We start from the raw sequence: 21,199 nt of genomic DNA, 5'->3' as shown, positions 1-21,199 counted from the left end.
GCTTAGTTGTTTTTGAATTTGTATGAAATCTTTCTCACCAGGTCGTTGTTTTGGTCGAAGACCATGGACAGCCGTCCAAAGTCGTCGTATTTATACCTGGTTTGTATCCCACTGGGGTCTATGATCCGTGTGGGGCCATGTTTACCCCCGTCATCATCGTCATACAGGTAGAGTGTCATGAGTTGATGAGGTTCCAATTCTGCTTTGATGGCATTCATCGCAACTTCAACAGATGCTGAATCTGCAAGCTGTTCCAAGTCGTTAGCTGTGTATGTCGTGTTGGCTAACGCTGCATCAAATTGTGTTTTTGTAATTCCTGTAATTTCAGCCACTACACGACTAAGTGAATCGTAGGCCCGAATGTAGATGGAACTGATTTCGTCATCGTAAGTGGTAGTCAATGGGTTGCTGATGACTTGCTCAATTTCACCACTTGACTTGCGAATGATGTGCTGCTTTTTGATAAAAGCCCCATCCATAGGTTCATTTAAACCTGATACTCCGTCCCAGGTTTTGTACGCAACTGGTAGGTTGGTGGAATAATCTACTTTTTCAGCGCGAACCAATACACTATCGCGTTCCTCTGTTAGCATGCTGATTAAACCAGGAACTGTTGAAATTCTTGTAAACGTAAATTCTACGGTCTCACCCAGACTATTTGTGGTTTCCATTGATTCGGTCTGATGATGCGACCATCCACTCTGGTAGGCGTCGTATGTAAACGTAGTAGATTTGGATAGCTCCTTATTTTCAATGCTTTTCTCCACTTTGGTGAGCAACCTGTTCCACCGGCGATAGATCTTGTATGATGCGTATATTGTATTTGCTGGAATGCATGAATAGCATGTTCTATTGGCGGCTTTACGGAACATATAAGCAGTAACTGATGGTGAGGTAATTGCTTCAGTATCATGTGCATCTTCATAGGTGTTCACTTCTTCCATGATTTGCTCCAATGCATTAGAGGCGTTAAGTCTGTAGTCTTCCTTGATCTTAAGCTTGCCATTCTTATAGTCCAGATCTTCCAAGGGTACAGGTGGGTAAACCAACTGACTTGTATGCGTATCATTTTTATAGGTATAGATGGTCTCTCCATTCACCTTCACGGAATCTGCAAAGCCATTCACAGGCTTTATCCCCGAATCCATTTTGTAGGTAACCACCCGGTCGTAACCCACAGGACTGCCTTGAGAAACTCCCAATGGGATCTGACTGACCTGGCTGAGGTTTACAAAAGACGTGATGCTTCCATTGTCTTCAATACAGGTTTGACCAACATTGCCAGTCGTGGCTGAAGTGATGTATCCGCCAATGCGTGGATCAGTGTATAGCTTCCCACTGGATGTTTTTGCTAAACCAGAACCCGAGGTGTACTCATAGAACCGGTATTCATTTTTATTGGTGACCGGATCATGAAACGTCATCTTTTTGATACGAAGGCCCCCGGCTGTTACAAACTTCTCTGTATCGACCTGTTCGAACTCGATTTCAGCGATAAACTCATTTGAAGATTCGGAGGCAGTATATAACCTGTAATCTCCTGCATCCAGATTGACGCGATTGCCTATGGTAGCACTGGGTGTATGAGGCATGTAGGTCGTCCCGTTGTGTTTTTGCAATTGCGCACCACCATCCAGTCCACCTTGAGGTAGGGTATATGTCAGTGTGGCTGTGCAGGCACTCCCCACGGTAAAATATTCATAGTCTTCTACCGGATTTCCTTCTGTTCCTCCAGATGCGGATGAGACGTAGTTGTAGGTGAAGGCATAGTTTTCGTTGTAAAAGTCATTGAGTTCATAATCAAAAAGCGTGTATCCACTCGTTGGGTAGGTGATCTTGCTTAATGTTCCAACCTTGGCAAACAGAATGTTGGGTTCTCTATCCGCGCTTGTGCTGGAATTCACATGATAGTTGGCATCCTTCCATTCCGGAATCATGGAACTGTTGCCCGAACCATTGTAGTAGCCCCAATAGTCCTGGCTCTTGGAGTCTATCGCAGGAAAGCTTCCCGAAAAATAGTCCAAGGTATATTTATTGAGAACCTCAGTATCTTCTTCAGGGTTCACAATCTGAACTTCGTCTAATCTGAGTTTGTCATTGCTGCCAAAATAGGACTGGATTAAACGGTAGTGCTTGATTACCTCGCCATTCAACTTGACTATGATCTCTTTGATTTGGTGGCTTCCTTCCAAATCGTCCCGATCTGAGGTGTCAGCCACAAAGATCACCTCATAACCGTTAGTGGTTGTTATACTGCTTATGCGCTTAGCAATTACGGTCATGTCATTCATGCAGGTGCTGCCTTTGGCTTCTACGGTACCTGTAGTACCAGGTACTTTGAATTGTTGCGTCTCGTAGTAATTATTTTCGTGTAAAATCGTTTCAGTATCATAGTTGAAACTGATCGCCCTGGAACCAATGGACATGGTGCTCAAATACCAGGCTGATTGTCGGTTGCTTACCCCATTATTATCATCAGGGTCATTGGGGAAACAGCCGGACACTGCCGTGGTTCGCTCTACATCACCATAGGTATATGAGATCCCATTTTGATCATTTATGCCAAATGAATAATCAGTATTGGTTGGGTCCGAATTAGCGGTTATCGCCGGACAGCCCACGCATCGCTTACTAGCGTTCGAAGTGAAAGGATATTTATTGAAAACTATATCATCTTCCATCAGTTCGAATAAGCTACCATCGCGCTCGAAGATGAATTTAGAAGATCCGCCCGGGTAGCTCAGGTGATACATGTCGGGTTCTAAATCCCAGTTGCCTCCTGCTAAATGATCAAGTGGATCTACTGGCCTTGAGGTAGTACCATCGGAAAGAACCGGGTAGTACACGTCACAGCTGTTGATGTAGGTCCAATCAAGGGCACCCCCATTGGTATAAAGTGAATCGTTGGAATTATTCGGAGAGACAATAAAGGAAGTTTGAAACAACCCTCGTTGCTCACCAGAATTGAAAGTACCCGCATTGTACACTTCATCTGGCAACCCATGAATGCTGCGTGTAATCACACCGCCGGCATTCAAGCGCCAGCCGGCACCTACATTTGAAGCCTTCTCTTCTACTTTCAAGCCTGAAGCATGATAGTCCAAAGAGATGGGTAGCGATATTCCTTCTACCTGTAGGGTAAATAAAGGAATTGTGATGTTGGGAGTGCCTGTATAAAAGCTGACCGGAACATCCACAAACTTATTTATCGCCGCTGCATTGGGTGAAGGTGGGATTACAGATATTTCTGGTCTAATGGTCTCTTGTGCAAAAACAAGAAGTGATACAATAGTCAGGTGACAAATCAATAGCAGCCTTTTCATACTGATTAGAATTTGGTTGAGTCGAGAAATTCAAACGCATTCATCTATGGAGGGTGATGGTGATATAAATGCGTTATCAATTATCAAATGATAATGCCGGCAATTATAATTAATAATTTTAAAAGTGCCTATACCTAATTTTGGGGATATTAAAAAAATGACGGGGTGGAGACTATTCTGTTTCGAGAATTGTTGAGGGTGGTTGGTTGTTAATTAAATATGAAGGCGTAGCGGATGCATACGCCTAGCTGGGGATTAATAGGAAGGCGTAGCGGATGCATACGCCTAGTGGGTTCCAAATCCGATACTAAATGTTGTTCTTAAAATAATTAAATATGAAGGCGTAGCTGATGCGTACGCCTAGTGGGGGATTAATAGGAAGGCGTAGCGGATGCATACGCCTAGTGGGGGCAGTTAACCACTACTATTATTTGATCGCATTACTAAATATTTTAGCAAAATGAGATTGTATGAGAACACCAGACCTTCCCAGGGAGTTTCGTATAGACCGTGGGCTGAAAGAGTAAAAGAACTACTGGATGAACATGATCTTGAAATGCCACCAAACCATTACCTTCATAGCTATTACCATCAAAATTTCTCTTATGAGGAAGTACTATTTAAACAGCAGTTTAAAACAAGAAAGAATGTATGGATGGAAGTTCACGTAAGACATGAGAATGGTAAATACTCAAATACCTTTAATACTTCAGATCAAGCAAAAGAATTCTTCAAGCGATTTCCTGAATTAAGGGAGGATTTAAATAGCCTATAACTCCGAATGTGAGTTGTTTCTTAAAGCAATCCATAAGAAGGCGTAGCTGATGCGTACGCCTAGTGGGATAATTAAATATGAAGGCGTAGCGGATGCATACGCCTAGTGGGGTTGTTCTTAAAATAATTAAATATGAAGGCGTAGCTGATTCGTACGCCTAGCTGGGGAGAAGTAACAACCTTATAAATAAATTTCTTCCAGCACTTCTTTCCTTTTGCTCAATCTCATTCCGCGTTTTGAACCAATTGGTCCAGCTTTCTATTCATCAACAAAAACCAAAAAGGTTGCAATACTGCCAATACCATCATCCCTGGATACCCTGTAGGCATTTGGGGGCTGTCCGAATGAGACAGTAATATTTGATATTTTTTGCCCCCATTGTAATGATGATCTGAATGTCTGGAAAGATTGAATAACAACATTCTTCCCAGCTGATGATCCGAATTCCATGAATGGCAGTGTCGCACTCTTTCATAGTCTCCTTCTTCGCTTCTTTTCCTCAAAAGCCCATAGTGTTCGATGTAATTGACTGTCTCCAACAGGATAATTCCAATAATGGCTGCAGCAATGAAGGCTAGTAAAACTATCAGGTTAAAAAAGTGATAAATAGTAACGAGCAAAAAGATATTCGCTATTGAGTACACTATCATTCGATTGTTTAATGATAAAACTGACTTATTCGCTTTTTTCATTCTGTGGTTCTCTATTTTCCAGGCTTTAATGTAGCTGCCAAAATGAGACGTTATCCAAAATAGGTATAGAAGCTGATCTCTTTTTGCTGTTGCCGGATCACGTGGCGTGGCTACATCCCGATGATGCATCTCATTGTGATATATGTGAAAATGTGTATCCAGTGAGGTGAGTAACAGTATCTCGCCTAGAAACTTTTCCACCTTATTTCTCCTGTGACCCAATTCATGTCCAATGTTAATACCTAAAACCCCACACATAAATCCCATAGATGAGATTTTACCTAAAAATTCAACTGAGTTTACTGGAGAATTATCAATTACATGTAGAAAATAGATGAATACAAATAATTGAACAGGTACCGCAAGGAAGACGATCCAATCATACATTTTGTTTGAGCCTTCAATGCGCTCCGTCTTTTCATCAAAATTTTTAGTGTCCGGTTTTATAAACAGCTCGATTATTGGCAGTATCACAAAAAATAGGATGACAGGAGAAAAAGTCCATAGTCCGCTTTCGCTAAAGGAGAAACAAACAGTGATTGGTAAAATGTACACCAATAGATATTTTAATCGCATTTATTTTTCATTTGATGAGGGCTTCTGATATTTGTATATCACACACGCTAATTCGAAAGTGAATTCGTTTCTTTTTAAACATTTGCAATTGACGTACCAATCAGTTTAAGTCACTTGTTTACAGCTGGTTGAATGAAATATGAAAAATCAATTCTTTATTTTATTTCAGGGATTTATGATATAAAAGAATTGTATGTAATAATATTCATACCCACTACACTGTTTTTAATCAGTTTCTTCACCGGTGTATTACGGGCATCAAAAAGCAACCTTTTTATAAAATATGAATCTATTAGAGCGTAGCTCTATTCGATCTTTAGAATAGAAATCAACCATTTCAGGACTAAAAAGGAAACCTAATGTTCAAAAACTACCTCAAAACCTCACTTAGAAGCTTATTAAAAAACCCACTCAGCTCATTTATTAATTTATTTGGTTTAGCTGTGGCCATTGGCGTCTGCTTAATTGTGTATTCATTTATGGAATTTGATTATACCATCGATGACTTTCATGAGAATAAAAATGAAGTTTATCTAACCACATTTTTTGTGGATAGAGATGGTACAGAACGTCACCTGGGTTTGTCGCCAACACCACTCGGGGCGATGCTAAAAGAAGATTTTACACATATAAAGAAGGTGTGCAGAGTGGAAGACTTTGGCGTGGTTGTCAAGTATGAGGACAAGGTATTTAACGAGGGGGTTCGATTTGCAGATCCGGAGTTCTTAGAAATGTTCACATTCCCTCTAAAATGGGGACAGGCTAGTTCGCTGGCCGATATGAACAGCATCATTTTTAGCGAAGAAATGTCTATTAAATACTTCGGAAAGGAAAATCCCGTAGGCAAAAATGTGCTTCTGAAATTTGGAGACATACGCAAAACGTTCACCATAGCTGGGGTTGCTCAACCATTCCCTTTGGCACATGCGATTGATTTTGACTTCCTTGTCAATTTTGAAAATATCAATACCACCTACCCTGAGTATGATTTGAACAACTGGCGTGGGTTCGTCCATGCTACCTTAATACAAGTGGAGCAGCCTTCGGATCTGGCCATCATCGAGAATGGTATGGAAAAGTATCGTACGCTTCAGAATAGCGTGCGAGAAGACTGGGCCATCTCAAAGTTTGAGTTTATTAAACTTGCAGATTTACATAATAGATCTGGAGATATAAGCAGTGATATTTCTTCTGGAGTGGAGGATGAGGCAAGATTAATTCTCCCAATCATCGGTTTGTTCATGCTTTTGCTGGCATGCTTTAATTACATCAATATAGCCATCGTCTCTGCATCCAAGAGGCTGAAAGAAATTGGTGTAAGAAAGGTAATCGGTGCCAACAGACGTCTGGTAATTATCCAATTCATCGCAGAAAACATCTTTGTGACACTCTTTGCATTATTCTTTGGACTCCTTCTTGGTGCTTTTGTTTTCCTTCCATGGTTCAATAACCTTTTCACCATCAATCTTACCCTTCGTCTTACTGATGGTAACCTGTGGATATTTCTTGGTTCAATACTTCTATTTACCGGTGTAGCTTCAGGTATCTATCCTGCCTTTTATATCGCCAAATTTGAAGTGGTTAGGATATTTAAAGGGTCTGTTCAGTTTGGAAAGAAAAATCCACTTACCAAAATATTCCTGGGCTTTCAATTGATTCTTGCGTGTATAACGATCACTTGCGGGGTGATTTTTACTCAAAACACCACCTATCAGGCTAGTCGAAGTTGGGGATACGATCCACTAAAATCAATGTACGTGAGAGTGCCGGATCAATCTGCATATGAAAAAATGAGTGCGGCCATGGCACAAAATCCTAATGTGCAACAGATACTTGGATCTCAAAATCATTTGGGTAGAGGCTCTTTGACCAGAGTAATAGAAACCCCAGAACGCCAATACGAGGTGACTGAGTTGGCCGTAGATGCCAACTATGTTGAATCAATGGGTTTAGAGTTGCTGGAAGGTAGGTTTTTCAAAGACCGATTTGAAAGTGATAAAAGAGCTGTGGTAGCAAATGAGCTTATGGTCGAGAGTATGTCGCTCAAAGATCCTATAGGTAAGTTCTTTAAAATCGATAGCGTCCAATATGAGATTATTGGCGTGGTGAAAGACTTTCACATGTACAGTTTTTTCAATGAAATCAGACCGACGATGTTTCGGGTGGCAGACAAGGAAGATTATCGCTATTTATCCATGAAAGTAATGGCTGGTACTGAGGAAGAGACGTATGAAGCCCTTCAGGAAGAGTGGACTGAACTATTCCCAGAAACTCCCTTCAATGGTGGGCATCAAGAAGATGTATTTGGCAATTACTTTGAGGAAATTGGCAATCACGCAAAATTCATGAAGGCTGTGGCTTTCATCGCAGTGATGTTAGCTGCTCTTGGTTTATATGGGTTAGTTACGCTCAATGTAACGGGAAGAGTGAGGGAATTTAGCATCCGAAAAGTACTTGGTGCCGAACTAAAGAACATCGCAACCAATATCACTAAGCAATATGTACTACTGTTTGCTATTTCGCTGACAATCGGGGGGCCAATTAGCTATTTTCTAATGGGAGCACTCATGGATGAAGTGTATGAATATCACATTCCAATGACTGTTTCTGGTGTGATGATAGCCGTTGTACTTTTGATATTCGTATTACTTGCTACCGTTTCAACACAGGTCAGAAAAGTCTCTAAAGCAAACCCAGTGATCGGATTGAAGGTGGAGTAGTTTGCAGATGACCCAATGGTGTCTAAAGCTGATGGAGCAGCTTTTTTTATGTAAAAAGGATGCTCATGTAACAAAAATGCCAGCTACTCAATCACTATATCATGAACATCAGAAAAATATTGAAAATATCCTTATTCAGTTTGCTAATTCTCATAGTAGCAATCATTGGATTTGGTTATTGGTTTATCGGACTTATCAGATCAGATATTCCACGGGAAGATGTATCTCAAGTACAATTTACGGATCTTCCATACCTGGCCGAAGACTCCACATCTTATCGAGGAAAAATACTAGCAGTGGTTACAAGCACGGCTCAAATTGGAGAAAGCACAAAATCAACCGGATATGAGTTAACTGAGCTTTCTCGAGCCTATTATGTCTTCCATGCAAATGGCTTTGAAGTGGACATTGCGAGCCCGAAAGGTGGTAAGCCTCCTGTTGTAATCGACGATGATGATATCGGGATTTATGATTATGCGTTTATGAATGATCCAGTTGCAAACCATAAAACGCAAAACACCATTAGATTAGAAGATGTAGCATTTGCAGACTATAGTGCCGTCTACTTTGTAGGTGGTAAAGGTGCCATGTTCGACTTTCCTAACAATCTGATAATACAATCGCTGGTTCGGGAATATTATGAATCAGATAAAGTGATAGGAGCCGTATGCCATGGACCTGCAGCTTTGGTAAACGTGAGTCTAAGCAATGGACAATCGCTTCTTGAAAACAAAGAGGTGAGCAGCTTTACAAACGAGGAAGAGCTATTCCTGATACCTGATGCCGGTGATCTATTTCCATTTCTTTTGCAAGATGAACTGGTTGGAAAAGGAGCTCGGTTTAAAAAGGGAACTATGTACCTAAAAAACGTAGTGAAAGACGGTAAATTGATCACCGGCCAAAATCCCTGGTCTACCTGGAAGCTTGCAGAGGAGATGGTAGAAGCATTGGGATATGTTCCAAAATACAGGCCTCAAACTTCAGAGGAATCTGCTATTGAAATTCTACTGAGTTATGAAAATAATGGGTATCAGGAAGCGAAAAGTCAGGCTAGTGAAATGCTTACCTCAGGTATGGCTATAAACAAGGAATTAATTGCAGTCCATAGTATTACGTCGGTCATGCAAGGGAATATTGGGAGAGCAATAAGTCTTATTAAACTGCTCAACTTTATAAGTGAATAACCTCTAGTATTTGAATCATTCTAGAAGAAGTGAAAATCAAACGTCACATAAGTAAACCCGGTGACAAGATTGAACGTGTGATTTACAAATGGTCTTCTGCTACATTATTCACTTGGTGCTGGCGTGCGCCAATCCCAAATGCCCACATTGTACCACCTGTCAAGGCTGGAATTACAACTAAAATGACGAGGGCAACATGGATGATATTATTCGACAAGGAATTATATACAATAGCAATTCCCTCTACTTGCAAGAATGATTTGATCAGTGTAATCAACCAGTTGGCATAATTGGAAATTATGAACATGAGAATCATAGCCCTTTTATAACCGTGACCATATTTTATACCGGGTAGGATGAGGATCAGGCTTAATAAAATCATAGCTCCGATGATTCCGTTGAGATGAGCAGCCAGACTGGCACCAATGTTACCCTCAATTTTTCCGGTTGCAACCATGGTAACATAAATGCCGGTAAGTAACCCAAGCAGGAATAAGATAGCTGCTGATCTGGTGACTATTACATTATATCTATTGGCGTCTTTTATTGTCATTTTTATACGTTCTTGTGGTTCAATTCTGTGTATTGATGTGGCGTTATTTTCGTACATGTATAATCCCCTCCTTCATGACCAGGTAAATGCTCTTGGTATTTTGAATCTTTTCAAGTGGGTTCTTATTTAGTACCACCAGATTTGCCTTTTTTCCAACCTCGATAGAACCAATTTCATGGTCCATATTCAACGCCAAGGCGCCGTTGATAGTAGCTGTTTTCAAGGCATCAATCATCGAAAAACCGGACTTTTCTACATAAAGGGCTATCTCATCATGTAAGAATGGATATTGTTCATCTTGATATGCGCTAATAGTGTCCGTTCCGGCTGTAACCATAACTCCAGCTTTATATGCTTCTTCAATGATCTTACTGCTAGCTTCAGACAGCTTATTTAGACGTTCGACTTTTTCATAAATAAATTGAGTAGGATCCAAGAATACTTCATTCGCTTTCATTTCTTGAAACAGTTTCTGCATTAACTGATCATTTTCAGGATATGACGAACCACCGACCTCTTCTGGCAGAACATCAAGCAAGAGAGAAGAATGAGATAAAGAATGGACGCCACTATCCACCAACTCAAAAGGATTGCTATATTGAGTACTTCCATGCGCCAATACCATAAGACCTCTTTTTCTGGCTTCTGTACTTATTTTTTCGACTAATTCTGGTTTTAAGAAAGCATACAACTTGATGCCGTCACTACCATTTCCTATGGCTTCAATTACTGCTTCAGAAATATCAGTACTGTCAGCAATCGTTTTGAACCAAGACACTCGACCTGGCAACTCACCTCTGGTAGCTGCTGCAGCCCTGGGGTCTTCAAAGAATTCCGGGCCTGCAAAGAGTGAAGTGAATACGATATCCGGAGATTGTATTGTTCCCAGTTTTGCTGCTCTGCTGAGTTCACTGACTACTCTTACATCTGATGCCATTTCCCGTATAGTGGTAATACCTCCATCCAATGCATGCTCTAGAAGTGCTACTAAATTTTCTCTTGAGGGATTGTATTTGCGAGCAGGCTCCCAATACGCACTGTGTTCGATGTGTGTATGACTATCGATTAATCCTGGGATCACATATTTCCCTGATAAATCAATGACTTTATCATTTTCAAATGTTTCGGGCGGAGCATTGTGAATATTCACAATTTTCCCATCACGTATTTCAATCGCTTGGTTCTCGAGTATTCCTCCATTAATCACATCAACAATATTGACATTTTTAAGAACTATGGATTGACCAAAAACTGCCGAATGGCTTATTAAAAAGAATAAAATGGGTGTAAGCCTGGTTACAATTTGTTTGTGAGTTCTATTGGTTTTCTTTCTCATTCTACTGGGGAATTATTTTACTAATTAAGGAATTATTCATTTAATCAAATGTTCCTGATGTGAAACAGCTTTAATGGCTTTTTCTCTGTCCATTCAAGGCATGTCACAAACAGGATAATGCATAATGGTTTAACTAGAAGCCACATATAAATTATTTCCCAAATCCATATCAAGGCAAGTGTCAGGGATATGGTTAAAACAGACCAAATGGATCGTTTCAGTAAGTCAATTCTCTTCTTTCTTAAAAGCACCGATTGAAGCTGACTTTCGATCAAATATTTAATCTCAAAAATAGCTTTCAGTAGATACGAGTCTAAGTCCAACTGCGTGCGGCTGTTAACCAAATCAATCCACCGGTTTATTTTAAGAATGTGCTCTTCCTCAAGTTTTTTAGTGTCAATGACATTAAGAATTTTTATCAGGTATTTAAGTTTTAGTTCTTGTGCATCGCTTAGTTCTTTATGCTGCAAGGCAACATTCTTCAGTTCGGTCATTCAAATCGATTCTCAAAGTTTGATTCCTATATCCAGAGAAAACAAATTGGTAGCAAGCGATGAACGGGTGATTGAGGGCACTGCCTGACCACCGTCCGCTGTTGGAAGTATAAAAGGTCCCTCGATTTTACTTTCAAAGCCATGGTGATATCCAATACTCACATCAATGACATCAGAAAAAGCATAGGACGCACCAACTCCTACTGTATGCTGAACTGCAGCAGGTGCTACCGTGCTGAAAAATGAAGCATCATCATCTATGGGATTTGTGCTGTATGAGTAGCCACTTCTAACAATCAATTCTTTGCATATCGATCGTTCAATCCCAATTCCATAAAAGTAGGAATTGGCCCAGCCAAAGCCTCGCACGGAAAAATCGGCAGCATACCCGGTTTCGTTAAATCCTTCCGTCGATGCATAATCAATGTATCTGAAGTCAAATGCTAAAGAGGTTTTACTGAATCCTCTGTAAGAAATACCACCGGCTAGTATCATAGGGTAGTCCAGGGATGTAGTTGACGGGCTTCCTTGACCATTTAATTGATCGTATTCAAAATCTTCAAATTTCTGTTTGCTCTTATAAAGAACACCAACACTAAGCGACTCATTGACTGCATACGTCATCCCCAGATGTATTCCATAACCCAGCGCTTTGGCTTTATCTCGTGATGGGAATAAGATACCCCCTGCTCCTACAAACGGTGTAGCTGTTACAATTGGGCCTAGTTCAAGGGAAGCAATATTAAACGTGGGTGATATCGCTATTGCCAATTTATCTGTAAGTTGATATGCCGCAGTAATTGATAACTGAAACAACTGGTAATTAGAGAAAACATCACCAAAGAGCAGCGAAATAGGACTCGTAGCTGCCTGTGGAAAGTCTACTCCAAAGCCTCCTATCCCTGCTGCGGTAAAACCGAAACTCCATTCACTTTTGGGATTGTAAATGAACGAGATGGTTGGCAGAATGGTGTTGCCTGTTTCATCGTTGAGCGGTCCTGCAATGATCGATCCCTGCGGCAAACTTGGATCTAAAAAAGAAAGATCCAATTCTGAATAGTTTTCGGTATTCAAGGAGATAATAGAAGAACTAAATTCAATTGAAGTAGGGATTTGGGTAATACTGGACGGACTCCACTGAAGAGCTGAGGTTGGATTCATTGCATAGGCAGTTCCCACGCCGGCCATTCCAAAACTTCTTGCTCCTGCTCCATTCAAAATATGCCCGGTTTGAGCGTTTGCGGTGATATTGATCCATCCCATAACGAAACAGATAATTAAAATTCTATTCATATTTATAGTTTGTTTTAGCTTATTGATATTTTCTTTTGAGTACTAGTCGGTTAGAAATTTGAGGGCTAGTTCCTCATTGTCAAAAGGCACAAATTTGTTTTTTGATACTGCATTAAATCCATTTAATAGAACTTTTTTAATTCCTATAATTCCAATCAAGGCTGCCTTTTCAACCTTATGATCAAAGGTTCTTTTTGCTACCTCTTTTACTGCCTTCATAAACTCTGTACTCCCATGTGTATTTGAAAGATCAGCCAGGTACAAGACTGTGCCAGGTTGCCGCTGCATCAGTTGTTCAACTACATAGAGTTTTTCAATCATTTTCTCCTTTTTGTTGCATTCTTTAAAGTCACCGTAAACAATTTTTTTTCCGTTATGTGTTATTAATTCTACAGACATGGTTATCAATTTATAATTCTAATAATGAGAAAGGGATGATTTATTTAAAAAGAGTGGTTTAGCTGTTTAAAACTGAACTTATTCAGTAGCCAGATTTGGAACCGCCAGGTTACTACCATATGCACTTGATTTTCCCATGAGGTTTTCCAGTCTTATGATATAGCTGTTCAACTCAATGTTGTCTTGATTACGAGCAACTAGATTGGCTTTCGAGACGTATTTTTCGGCAAGTTTTCGATTGTTGCTTCTATAATAAGCCATACTGAGTCCGGCATATAGCAGTCCTAAATATTCTACATTTTGAAACTCCTTTACACCAATGAGAAAATGATTTATTGCATTCTCGATATCACCGTATTTTAGATAGAAGTGACCAATGCGATTTTGCCACAATGATGTTGCATATTTCTCCTCTGAGAGGTTGTTGCTAAATTCTGTCATGAAGAACTTGAATGCTGGGAAATTATTTTCCTTCCATGCGAGCCAAATCAATATATCCTTGGTCTTGGTATCTAAATCCGGTGATAATCGGAACTTTTCTGCATAGCTGTCAAAAAAGTGATCGAAGTATTCCTGGCCCTTAAAATCTGTTATTGTTTTTTGAATCATTCACTTGACTCCACACGCATCATTACCGGATGGAGCTAATTCAATTTCTTTCATTTGTTTTAATTATCAATTATGTTGAATACTGTTTTTCCCAGGTTTACTGAAGGTTTTGAATTCCTATTGATCGGCAGGCAAAAAATAAACTTTGAGCCCCTTCCGGGTTTAGACTCAATCACAAGCTCACCGTTGTTTTTCTTGACAAAATCCACACACAATTGAACGCCAAGTCCTGTTCCCATTTCTTTGGCAGTACCAGGTTTTGTGAAGTGAACATTAGGATTCATCAGATTATTGATTTCGGTGTGATTCATACCAACTCCAAAATCAACAACTTTTACATTCAGAAATTTGTCTTCTCGTTCAAACTCAATTTTTATTCTGCTCTTTTCATAGCTGAATTTTATCGCATTTGCCAAGAGGTTTCTTATGACAAATTCGATTGTTTGCTTGTCTCCAAATACCCTGGTTGATACTTTCTGCTCTAGAATAACCTCAATCTCTTTTCTTCTCAGGTCTTCTGAAAACAGTCGCGTGCATTGATTAGCAATTTCTCTTATGTCAAAAAATTCGGGTCTCAGTTTTAAAGTACCCATTTGGGATCTCGCCCAGTTCAGAAGGTTGTCTATTAGCATTTCTACATTCTGTAGAGACTCTTCCAGGCGATCCAAAATTTCAGACTCCTTGTCTTTGCCTAATTCAATGGTATTATCATTGAGTATTTTGATGAAACTGCTGACTGTTCCAATAGGTGAGCGCAGATCATGCGAGATTATTGAAAAGAATTTATCCTTAATTAGTGATGCTTCCTTTTGTTTTTTCTCAGAACTTTTCAGTCTGGTGTTTAACTTTTTTAGCTCTTCATTTTGATTGGATAGCGTGGTGTTAGATTCTTGCAACCGTCTTTTGAATCGTTGCTCTTTCAAATAAAATCGATGACGAAAGTCTGTGAGCCAGATACTCGCAAAGCCAATAGAAAATAACAGTAGCCCCCCTTTTTCAACAAAGTATTCCAATGAGAGTCGACCTTCGACTAAAGCAAATAAGATATAAGACACAAGCGCCACCCCAACAGCAATGAGGGTATCATACCATCGCCAAAGTAGGAAGAGTGCCGATATTAGAAATACCGCTGAATAATTAAGATTATATACTAAAACATTGCTGATAGGCACCTGAGAGGTGGCATAAGAAAGGAATAATACTAGTGCAATTAGACACGAATGTGCTAAAAATCTAGGAGATACTTTGCCTAATACATATGCGTATTGCGCCAATACAAAGTACATAACTATTCCTATTCTAATTGCAAATAAGACCATCCAGCTATCATCCTCAAAAAACAGCGCATCTGGAAATATAGGAAGCAACACAATCGCAATCCACACAAGTTTACGATGGAGTTTACCAGACTCTTTTTTCAATGACATGTTGTCTTCCAGACTTGCATTGTCTGAGGGAATATTCTCAATCAGAGGTGTACTTGGAAGCTCTCTCAAGAAGGCCTGATATTTTCTAGATTGTACATCAAATAGAATAATCACCGAACAGTAGCACATGAATGTAATCGCAAAGACCAAGACCAAAGTCTCATGCCATGCCATGTCATATTGAATTGGAATGTTGTTAATGTGATTATCAAAAGCAAAAAGTGTCACGAACTCCGTAAAAGTCAGAAGTATCCAAAAGGCACTGTTCCTGTTAACTTCATAATCAGAAAAAATAAGTGCGAAGAATGGTGAACACATCAGCCAATATAACGCTGGAGATGAAATACCTCCACTATATATTACTTCAACCAAAAACATCAGGTTGGCATATAAAGCGAGTAAGTTGATGGCACTGATTAGCTTTTTTCTTCTTCTAAATAGAATACCTACGTGAAGAACACCAAGCGTACCAAAGAGGCCCATCCATCCACCTACTGTAAACCCAATGGCGAAAAATGAAATGCTTGTAATAAATAGAAAGAGAAGCGAAAGCACCAAACAATTAACCAATACTCTTCGCTTTGGCCAATCGTCATATGTGTGGTTGAGTGCTCCCCTAAAAAAATGATATACACTAGTCATATTGCATTTGATTGAAAATCATGTCTTTTAAAGTATTTTTCAATATTGGCTTGTTAAATACTCCAGTCACATAATTGAGATTTCTCAGATAGTCCTCCTCAAGCAAACATGAGGTGACGATGAATATAGATGGGACTTTGCTCAAGAGTGGAGCTATCGTGTTGAATTGGTGAAGAAACTCAACTCCATCCATGATGGGCATATTGATATCCAATATGATAAGGTCAGGCAAGTCGAATCCATCCGAATGATGATCTTCAAAATACTTGATGGCATCATACCCATTAAAAAATGATTCCATCCGATAGCCACTCATTAAGTCATTTAAATAGAGACCATAGAGTTTGTGAATCAGTTCATCATCGTCAATCGTAAAAAGTTTCATTGGTTGTTTGGTTTAGTTTGATTTACACCCTCCATTCAAAAAAGAATGTGGTCCCTTGATCAGGTTCAGATTCATACCATATATCACATCCTCTTTGCATCAAAATGGTTTTTACGGTGTACAGACCTATGCCATTACCATCTTTCAATTCTGATTTTTCTATTCGCTCAAAAGGATCGAAAATTCTATCACCTACATCTTGAGAGATGCCGGGACCATTGTCCTTCACAAAGAAGGTGATAGGGTCTTCACTGGAAACTCCCACTTCTATGGTGGTGAACTCACAGTTGCAATACTTGATTGAATTAGAAATTAGGTTTTGAAAGATTATCTCAAGAAGTACTCCTTCCGTTTTAATCACTGGCATATCATCTGCCATTGAAAAAGAAACTTCCCTTACGTTGAGCCTTTCCATGAGGGACTTTAGGAGAAGCTCGGTACTGATTTTTTCCTTTCGAAGCGACTTTAGGTTATTGCGAGAAAATGCCAAAAGTCCGTCTATCATTTGACCCATTCGATCGAGGTACGAGAACATCTTCTCTTTGTATTGCTTCGCATTTTCTTCATCATGTCTCATTAGCTCGTATAAGGACTTTATACTCTGCAATGGGCTCTTTAAATCATGAGCAATCATTTTAGCGAATTGGTAAAGTCTGGCGTTGACTTCAGCCAGTTCTTTATTCTTCCTGCGAACGATTTCCCTATTTTTATCCAGTTCGAAATGCGACACCACCGAATTGGCTAGCGTTCGAAGCGCTTGTTTCTGAGATGCATTTAGCTGCATTGGCCATCGCTCGACTACACACAGGGTACCTAACTTATATCCATTTGGGCTTACTAATGGGTATCCTGCATAATATCTAATGTTCTTTTCGGTAACAATTGGATTATCCTTCCATAGGATGTCTTTTGCTGTGTCTTTAACTTCATACAAATCATCACCTTGAATGGTGACCTTGCAAAATGATATATCACGAGGGATCTCCCTGGAGGACAGACCTGTTTCCCCTTTGATTGATTTGTACCAATTCCTTTCCGAATCCATTAAGGTAATGAGTGATACATCAGTCCCGCAGATGTAGGAAGCTAGCCTGGTAATGTCATCATACTTATTATCGGGAAGGGTATCTAGAATTTGATAGCTATCTAATTCCTTTATTCTCTCGGCTTCTTTTTTACTGTCTGCTACAGGAATGCTATATAATGACATAATACTCAGTTGATTGATTTAGCTTTTGAACCATAGGCTAAATCAATGCCAAAGTATGTAAGTGCCTGAATAACTGTTATTTGTAGTTACATAATGGAAACTAATGATGCTTATTTATCAGTAATTTCTTTTATTTAATCATTGATGAAGATCCCTCTTATCTATCTGCAGTTTCCTGATTTTAGACTCCAGCGTTTTAGCGTTAATTCCAAGAAGTTCCGCTGCGCCACCAGCACCGCTCACCTTCCCGTTGGTTTTGACCAGTGCTTCGATAATTAAGGCTCGTTCTTTGTCTAAAAATTTACTCCCTGAATGGTCGGGAAGTCGAACAGGCAGCCACTCTCCAAGTTCAAGAATACGCTCTGAGGTAATCATGGCCCGCTCTATTACATTCTCTAATTCTCTAATGTTTCCCGGCCAGTCATAATTCATGAGCTTTTCCATTGTCTCCTCAGATATTGAATCGATAGTCTTGCTCATCCGCTTTTCAAATTTTTTGAGAAAGTGGCTGACAAGCGCAGGAATATCAGATTTTCTCTGTCTTAATGGAATGGGGTTAAGTGGAAATACATTTAATCTGTAGTAGAGGTCTTCTCTAAATTCTCTGTTTGAAATAGCTTCCTCTAAGTTTTTGTTTGTGGCTGCTATAATCCTGGCGTCTACACGGATGATTTCGTTGCCTCCTACTCGTTCAAATTCTCCCTCTTGAAGAACTCGTAGCAACTTTGCTTGTATATCCAATGGCATCTCACCTACTTCGTCCAAAAAGAGTGTGCTTTTATCTGCAAGCTCAAATTTTCCTATGCGGCGATTAGTTGCGCCCGTAAAAGCGCCTTTTTCATGTCCGAATAGTTCACTTTCTACAAGCTGCGGTGGTAGTGCAGCACAGTTTATTTTGATTAATGTATTATCTTTTCTATCGCTGAGATTATGAATGGCCCGAGCGAAAAGTTCTTTTCCTGTTCCTGTTTCTCCAACAATTAATACAGTACTTGAAGTCCTGCTCACTTGTTCCAATCGTTTCAGAAGCTGCTTGCATTTCTTATTATCAGCAATGATTTCATCAAAATTATATTGAACCTTTATCTCTTCTCTTAAGTAGCTGTTTTGTTTCTCTAGCTTATTTTTTAAACTTTCTATTTCATTGTAAGCTTTCAGGAGCTTCAATTCGTTATTTCTCCGCTCTGTGATATCTCTGACTACACTGCATTTAAATTCTTTGCCTTCCCAGAGGATTATATTATTTGTGATCTCAACAGGCAATTCCGTACCATCTTTTCGTAAATGGATGGTATTAAAAGTCAAACTTCCCTTAGCTTTTGTTTCTAACCACAACGCCCGGGACTTTTCAAAAGAGAAAGAAGGATTGATATCCAATCCTCTTTTTCCCATCAATTCTTCCTTGGTATATCCCAATAAATCCGCAGCGGCCTGATTTACTCGAATGAACCTTAACTTATCATCAAACCAGTAAATTCCTTCAGATATGCGCTCAATCGTTAAATCCGTGAAAAGCAGTTGCTTCTGCTTTTCCTGATGATCTGAAAGGTCACATATAGTACCAAAAAGTCGCCTTACAGCTCCACTTTCGTCCTTGGTTGCCGCGCCCGTTGCTCTTATATATTTTCTACATCCTTTGCGATCTTCAATCTCACAAAAGATTGAATATGGAGTCCCATTAATCATTGCCATGGTAATAGTGTCATGGATTTGATCCTGCTCTTCTTTGGACGAAAATCTTATAATTTCTTCTAAGTGCGGTGGTGTAGAATTCTGACTGAGTCCATAAATTTTATATACTTCGGGAGACCACTTTATTTCTCTTGACGCTGTGTCATATTCCCATATACCTGTTTTAGTCTGTTGAAACGCCCGTTCTAGTTCAGACACTCTTGATTGAGCATCTTTGAGTTTTTCAACTTTATATTTTTCAATACCCTCCGCCTTCACTTTCTATCGGTTTGCTTTCTTTAATATACTACAATACGTAAAAAATACCCCGACTTTTCGGGGCATTCTATCACCGAATAACTAATCCAACGTTCACACACCAATGGCATCAATGCATTACTAATTGGCTAATTATCCTACCACCGTTAACTAATCTTAATTTTTTACTTCAGAAGCCTTTCCACGATAGTCTACAAAAAATTGTTGATTTCACATTAACTGTTGGGTCAAACAACATGTAAAAAGGGAACGGAGATAGCTCCATTCCCTAACCCATAGCACTTATATTAATGAGAAGAAGCTATGTATGGAAAAGAATTTGAATGCGGTTTATCATTGCCGTCTACACAGTCAGTAGACAAACCAGCTTTGACCGTATTGTCGCCAGCCTCTAACTGGTCGTTAAACACCAAAGCTATCGTTACATCATTGATATCGTCATCAAGCGTTCGGCCATTAAGTGTAGCGTATGACGAAAGAGAACTTACCCCCACCAACAAGTACAAAATTTTTCTCATTACAATTAATTATTAAAAGAGTATCCTTAAATTCTCATTGTGGATTTACAAAGGGTATGCCATACAGTATAAATAACTGGTTAACAGTTATTTATACCATTTCTCTACTCTGAAAAATTTATCTCATTTAAGGAATTTCTGAGATTAAGGAAATAATGATTGCGGAAATTATATACCCGGGTTAACGGATGGACTTGTGTCGTTTTTAAAAATGGGAGTGTCTACTAGCCGTAGTTTTAGATTTCAATACCAGATATTATCTAACAGCATTGCGCACATTCAATTCTGTTTGAATAGTATTTCGCACCTCCATTTGGAACTCTTTTAAGGTTTCAGTCTGGTACTTGGAAGGGTCTATCGGTTCATGAATGATTACCCTACTTTTTCTCTTCCATTTAATCAAGAAACTTCCATCATCGGGAAGAATATGCCAATTATCGGCTAGTGTGATTGGGACCAGGTGTACACCCGTTTTTAGTGCCATTTTGAAAGGACCCTCCTTAAATTCACTCAACTCTGTGGTATCACCTACGTTGATGCCTCCTTCGGGAAACACCGTAAGTGAAAAGTTTTTTTGCAGCGAAGTAATGCTCTCTTTGAATGCAGCGTAGCTACTTCTTAGACTTTCACGATCCACCATGATATGAAATTTTCGAAAATAATACCCAAAACCAGGAATTTTTGAAAGTGACTCTTTACCAACAAATTGAACAGCTACTGGGACCTGAGTCATGATTGGGATATCTAAATAGGAAAAATGATTGGGGCAGAATATATAGGTTGATTTCTTATCCAGCAGGTGTTCATTTTCAACCACTATTTTTATTCCAATAAGAAAATAAAACATTGTGGTCCAATATTTTGTAAGGATCAATCCAAAACGCTTTTTCTTAAACAGCACTGCAAGGAAAAAGATTGGAAGAAGTGAAAAGAATAACAGAAAAAAAATAACTCCGATATAGACTAATAAACATCTATTTAAAAATTTTGAAAGACCAGTGGTTTGATGTTTCTGCATATGCAAATTGCTTTCTTTGTTCTTTCTGGCAAAACTAATGATCGCTCAATGTACTTTTTGTATATGACCGCTTAAATCGCGCTATTTAATGGGGG

17 protein-coding genes are annotated in these 21,199 nt (G+C 39.3%); 3 read left to right on the top strand and 14 right to left on the bottom strand.

Annotated features, from left to right (window positions below):
• Window positions 1–2 precede the first annotated feature (2 nt).
• Window positions 3–3,323 carry an RHS repeat domain-containing protein gene (locus ABJG98_RS16170; protein ID WP_348280578.1) on the bottom strand — a complete coding sequence of 1,107 codons (3,321 nt, stop codon included), beginning with the start codon at window positions 3,321–3,323 and terminating at the stop codon, window positions 3–5.
• A 460-nt stretch (window positions 3,324–3,783) separates the two neighbouring features.
• On the opposite strand from ABJG98_RS16170, the gene ABJG98_RS16165 reads away from it, so the two are divergent.
• The gene (locus ABJG98_RS16165) at window positions 3,784–4,098 is read left to right on the top strand and encodes a hypothetical protein (protein ID WP_348280577.1); all 315 of its coding nucleotides are present in this window, start codon (window positions 3,784–3,786) and stop codon (window positions 4,096–4,098) included.
• A 224-nt stretch (window positions 4,099–4,322) separates the two neighbouring features.
• Here ABJG98_RS16165 and ABJG98_RS16160 read toward each other — a convergent pair whose 3' ends face one another.
• Complete coding sequence (locus tag ABJG98_RS16160; RefSeq protein ID WP_348280576.1) at window positions 4,323–5,366, bottom strand: alkane 1-monooxygenase; 1,044 nt, start codon at window positions 5,364–5,366, stop codon at window positions 4,323–4,325.
• 359 nt (window positions 5,367–5,725) lie between these two features.
• Between ABJG98_RS16160 and ABJG98_RS16155 the strand changes: the two genes are divergently transcribed.
• Window positions 5,726–8,086: an FtsX-like permease family protein gene (locus ABJG98_RS16155; RefSeq protein ID WP_348280575.1), complete on the top strand. Its 2,361-nt coding sequence runs from the start codon at window positions 5,726–5,728 to the stop codon at window positions 8,084–8,086.
• A gap of 101 nt (window positions 8,087–8,187) precedes the next feature.
• A complete protein-coding gene (locus ABJG98_RS16150; RefSeq protein ID WP_348280574.1) occupies window positions 8,188–9,270 on the top strand; it encodes a type 1 glutamine amidotransferase domain-containing protein in 1,083 nt (360 codons plus the stop codon).
• Between the two features lie 82 nt (window positions 9,271–9,352).
• On the opposite strand, the gene ABJG98_RS16145 is transcribed toward ABJG98_RS16150, so the two are convergent.
• From ABJG98_RS16145 to ABJG98_RS16090, 12 genes are all read right to left on the bottom strand, one after another.
• Window positions 9,353–9,823, bottom strand: coding sequence for a hypothetical protein (locus tag ABJG98_RS16145; protein ID WP_348280573.1), 471 nt, complete (start codon window positions 9,821–9,823; stop codon window positions 9,353–9,355).
• Between the two features lie 43 nt (window positions 9,824–9,866).
• On the bottom strand, window positions 9,867–11,159 hold the full coding sequence (locus tag ABJG98_RS16140; protein WP_348280572.1) for an amidohydrolase family protein: 1,293 nt from the start codon (window positions 11,157–11,159) through the stop codon (window positions 9,867–9,869).
• A 44-nt stretch (window positions 11,160–11,203) separates the two neighbouring features.
• Window positions 11,204–11,653, bottom strand: coding sequence for a hypothetical protein (locus ABJG98_RS16135; protein ID WP_348280571.1), 450 nt, complete (start codon window positions 11,651–11,653; stop codon window positions 11,204–11,206).
• Window positions 11,654–11,665: 12 nt separating this feature from the next.
• A complete protein-coding gene (locus tag ABJG98_RS16130; RefSeq protein WP_348280570.1) occupies window positions 11,666–12,946 on the bottom strand; it encodes an outer membrane protein transport protein in 1,281 nt (426 codons plus the stop codon).
• Window positions 12,947–12,988: 42 nt separating this feature from the next.
• Complete coding sequence (locus tag ABJG98_RS16125) at window positions 12,989–13,345, bottom strand: hypothetical protein (RefSeq protein ID WP_348280569.1); 357 nt, start codon at window positions 13,343–13,345, stop codon at window positions 12,989–12,991.
• A 78-nt stretch (window positions 13,346–13,423) separates the two neighbouring features.
• On the bottom strand, window positions 13,424–13,954 hold the full coding sequence (locus ABJG98_RS16120; RefSeq protein WP_348280568.1) for a hypothetical protein: 531 nt from the start codon (window positions 13,952–13,954) through the stop codon (window positions 13,424–13,426).
• Window positions 13,955–14,013: 59 nt separating this feature from the next.
• A complete protein-coding gene (locus tag ABJG98_RS16115) occupies window positions 14,014–16,023 on the bottom strand; it encodes a HAMP domain-containing sensor histidine kinase (RefSeq protein ID WP_348280567.1) in 2,010 nt (669 codons plus the stop codon).
• On the bottom strand, window positions 16,016–16,408 hold the full coding sequence (locus tag ABJG98_RS16110; protein WP_348280566.1) for a response regulator: 393 nt from the start codon (window positions 16,406–16,408) through the stop codon (window positions 16,016–16,018). Before ABJG98_RS16110 ends, ABJG98_RS16115 begins: the two co-directional genes overlap by 8 nt.
• Window positions 16,409–16,430: 22 nt before the next feature.
• Window positions 16,431–17,618, bottom strand: coding sequence for a HAMP domain-containing sensor histidine kinase (locus ABJG98_RS16105; RefSeq protein ID WP_348280565.1), 1,188 nt, complete (start codon window positions 17,616–17,618; stop codon window positions 16,431–16,433).
• Window positions 17,619–17,756: 138 nt separating this feature from the next.
• Window positions 17,757–19,568 carry a sigma 54-interacting transcriptional regulator gene (locus ABJG98_RS16100; protein WP_348280564.1) on the bottom strand — a complete coding sequence of 604 codons (1,812 nt, stop codon included), beginning with the start codon at window positions 19,566–19,568 and terminating at the stop codon, window positions 17,757–17,759.
• A 287-nt stretch (window positions 19,569–19,855) separates the two neighbouring features.
• Window positions 19,856–20,086, bottom strand: a complete 231-nt coding sequence (locus ABJG98_RS16095; protein WP_348280563.1) for a DUF4331 family protein — start codon at window positions 20,084–20,086, stop codon at window positions 19,856–19,858.
• Window positions 20,087–20,342: 256 nt separating this feature from the next.
• Entirely contained in the window at window positions 20,343–21,104 is a 762-nt protein-coding gene (locus tag ABJG98_RS16090) for a lysophospholipid acyltransferase family protein (protein ID WP_348280562.1), read from the bottom strand.
• Window positions 21,105–21,199 lie beyond the last annotated feature (95 nt).

It is taken from the genome of Ekhidna sp. (assembly GCF_039960695.1).
In the GTDB taxonomy this organism is placed as follows: domain Bacteria; phylum Bacteroidota; class Bacteroidia; order Cytophagales; family Cyclobacteriaceae; genus Ekhidna.
Note: the sequence above shows the minus strand (reverse complement) of the source record. Positions and strands in the feature narration are given on the sequence as shown.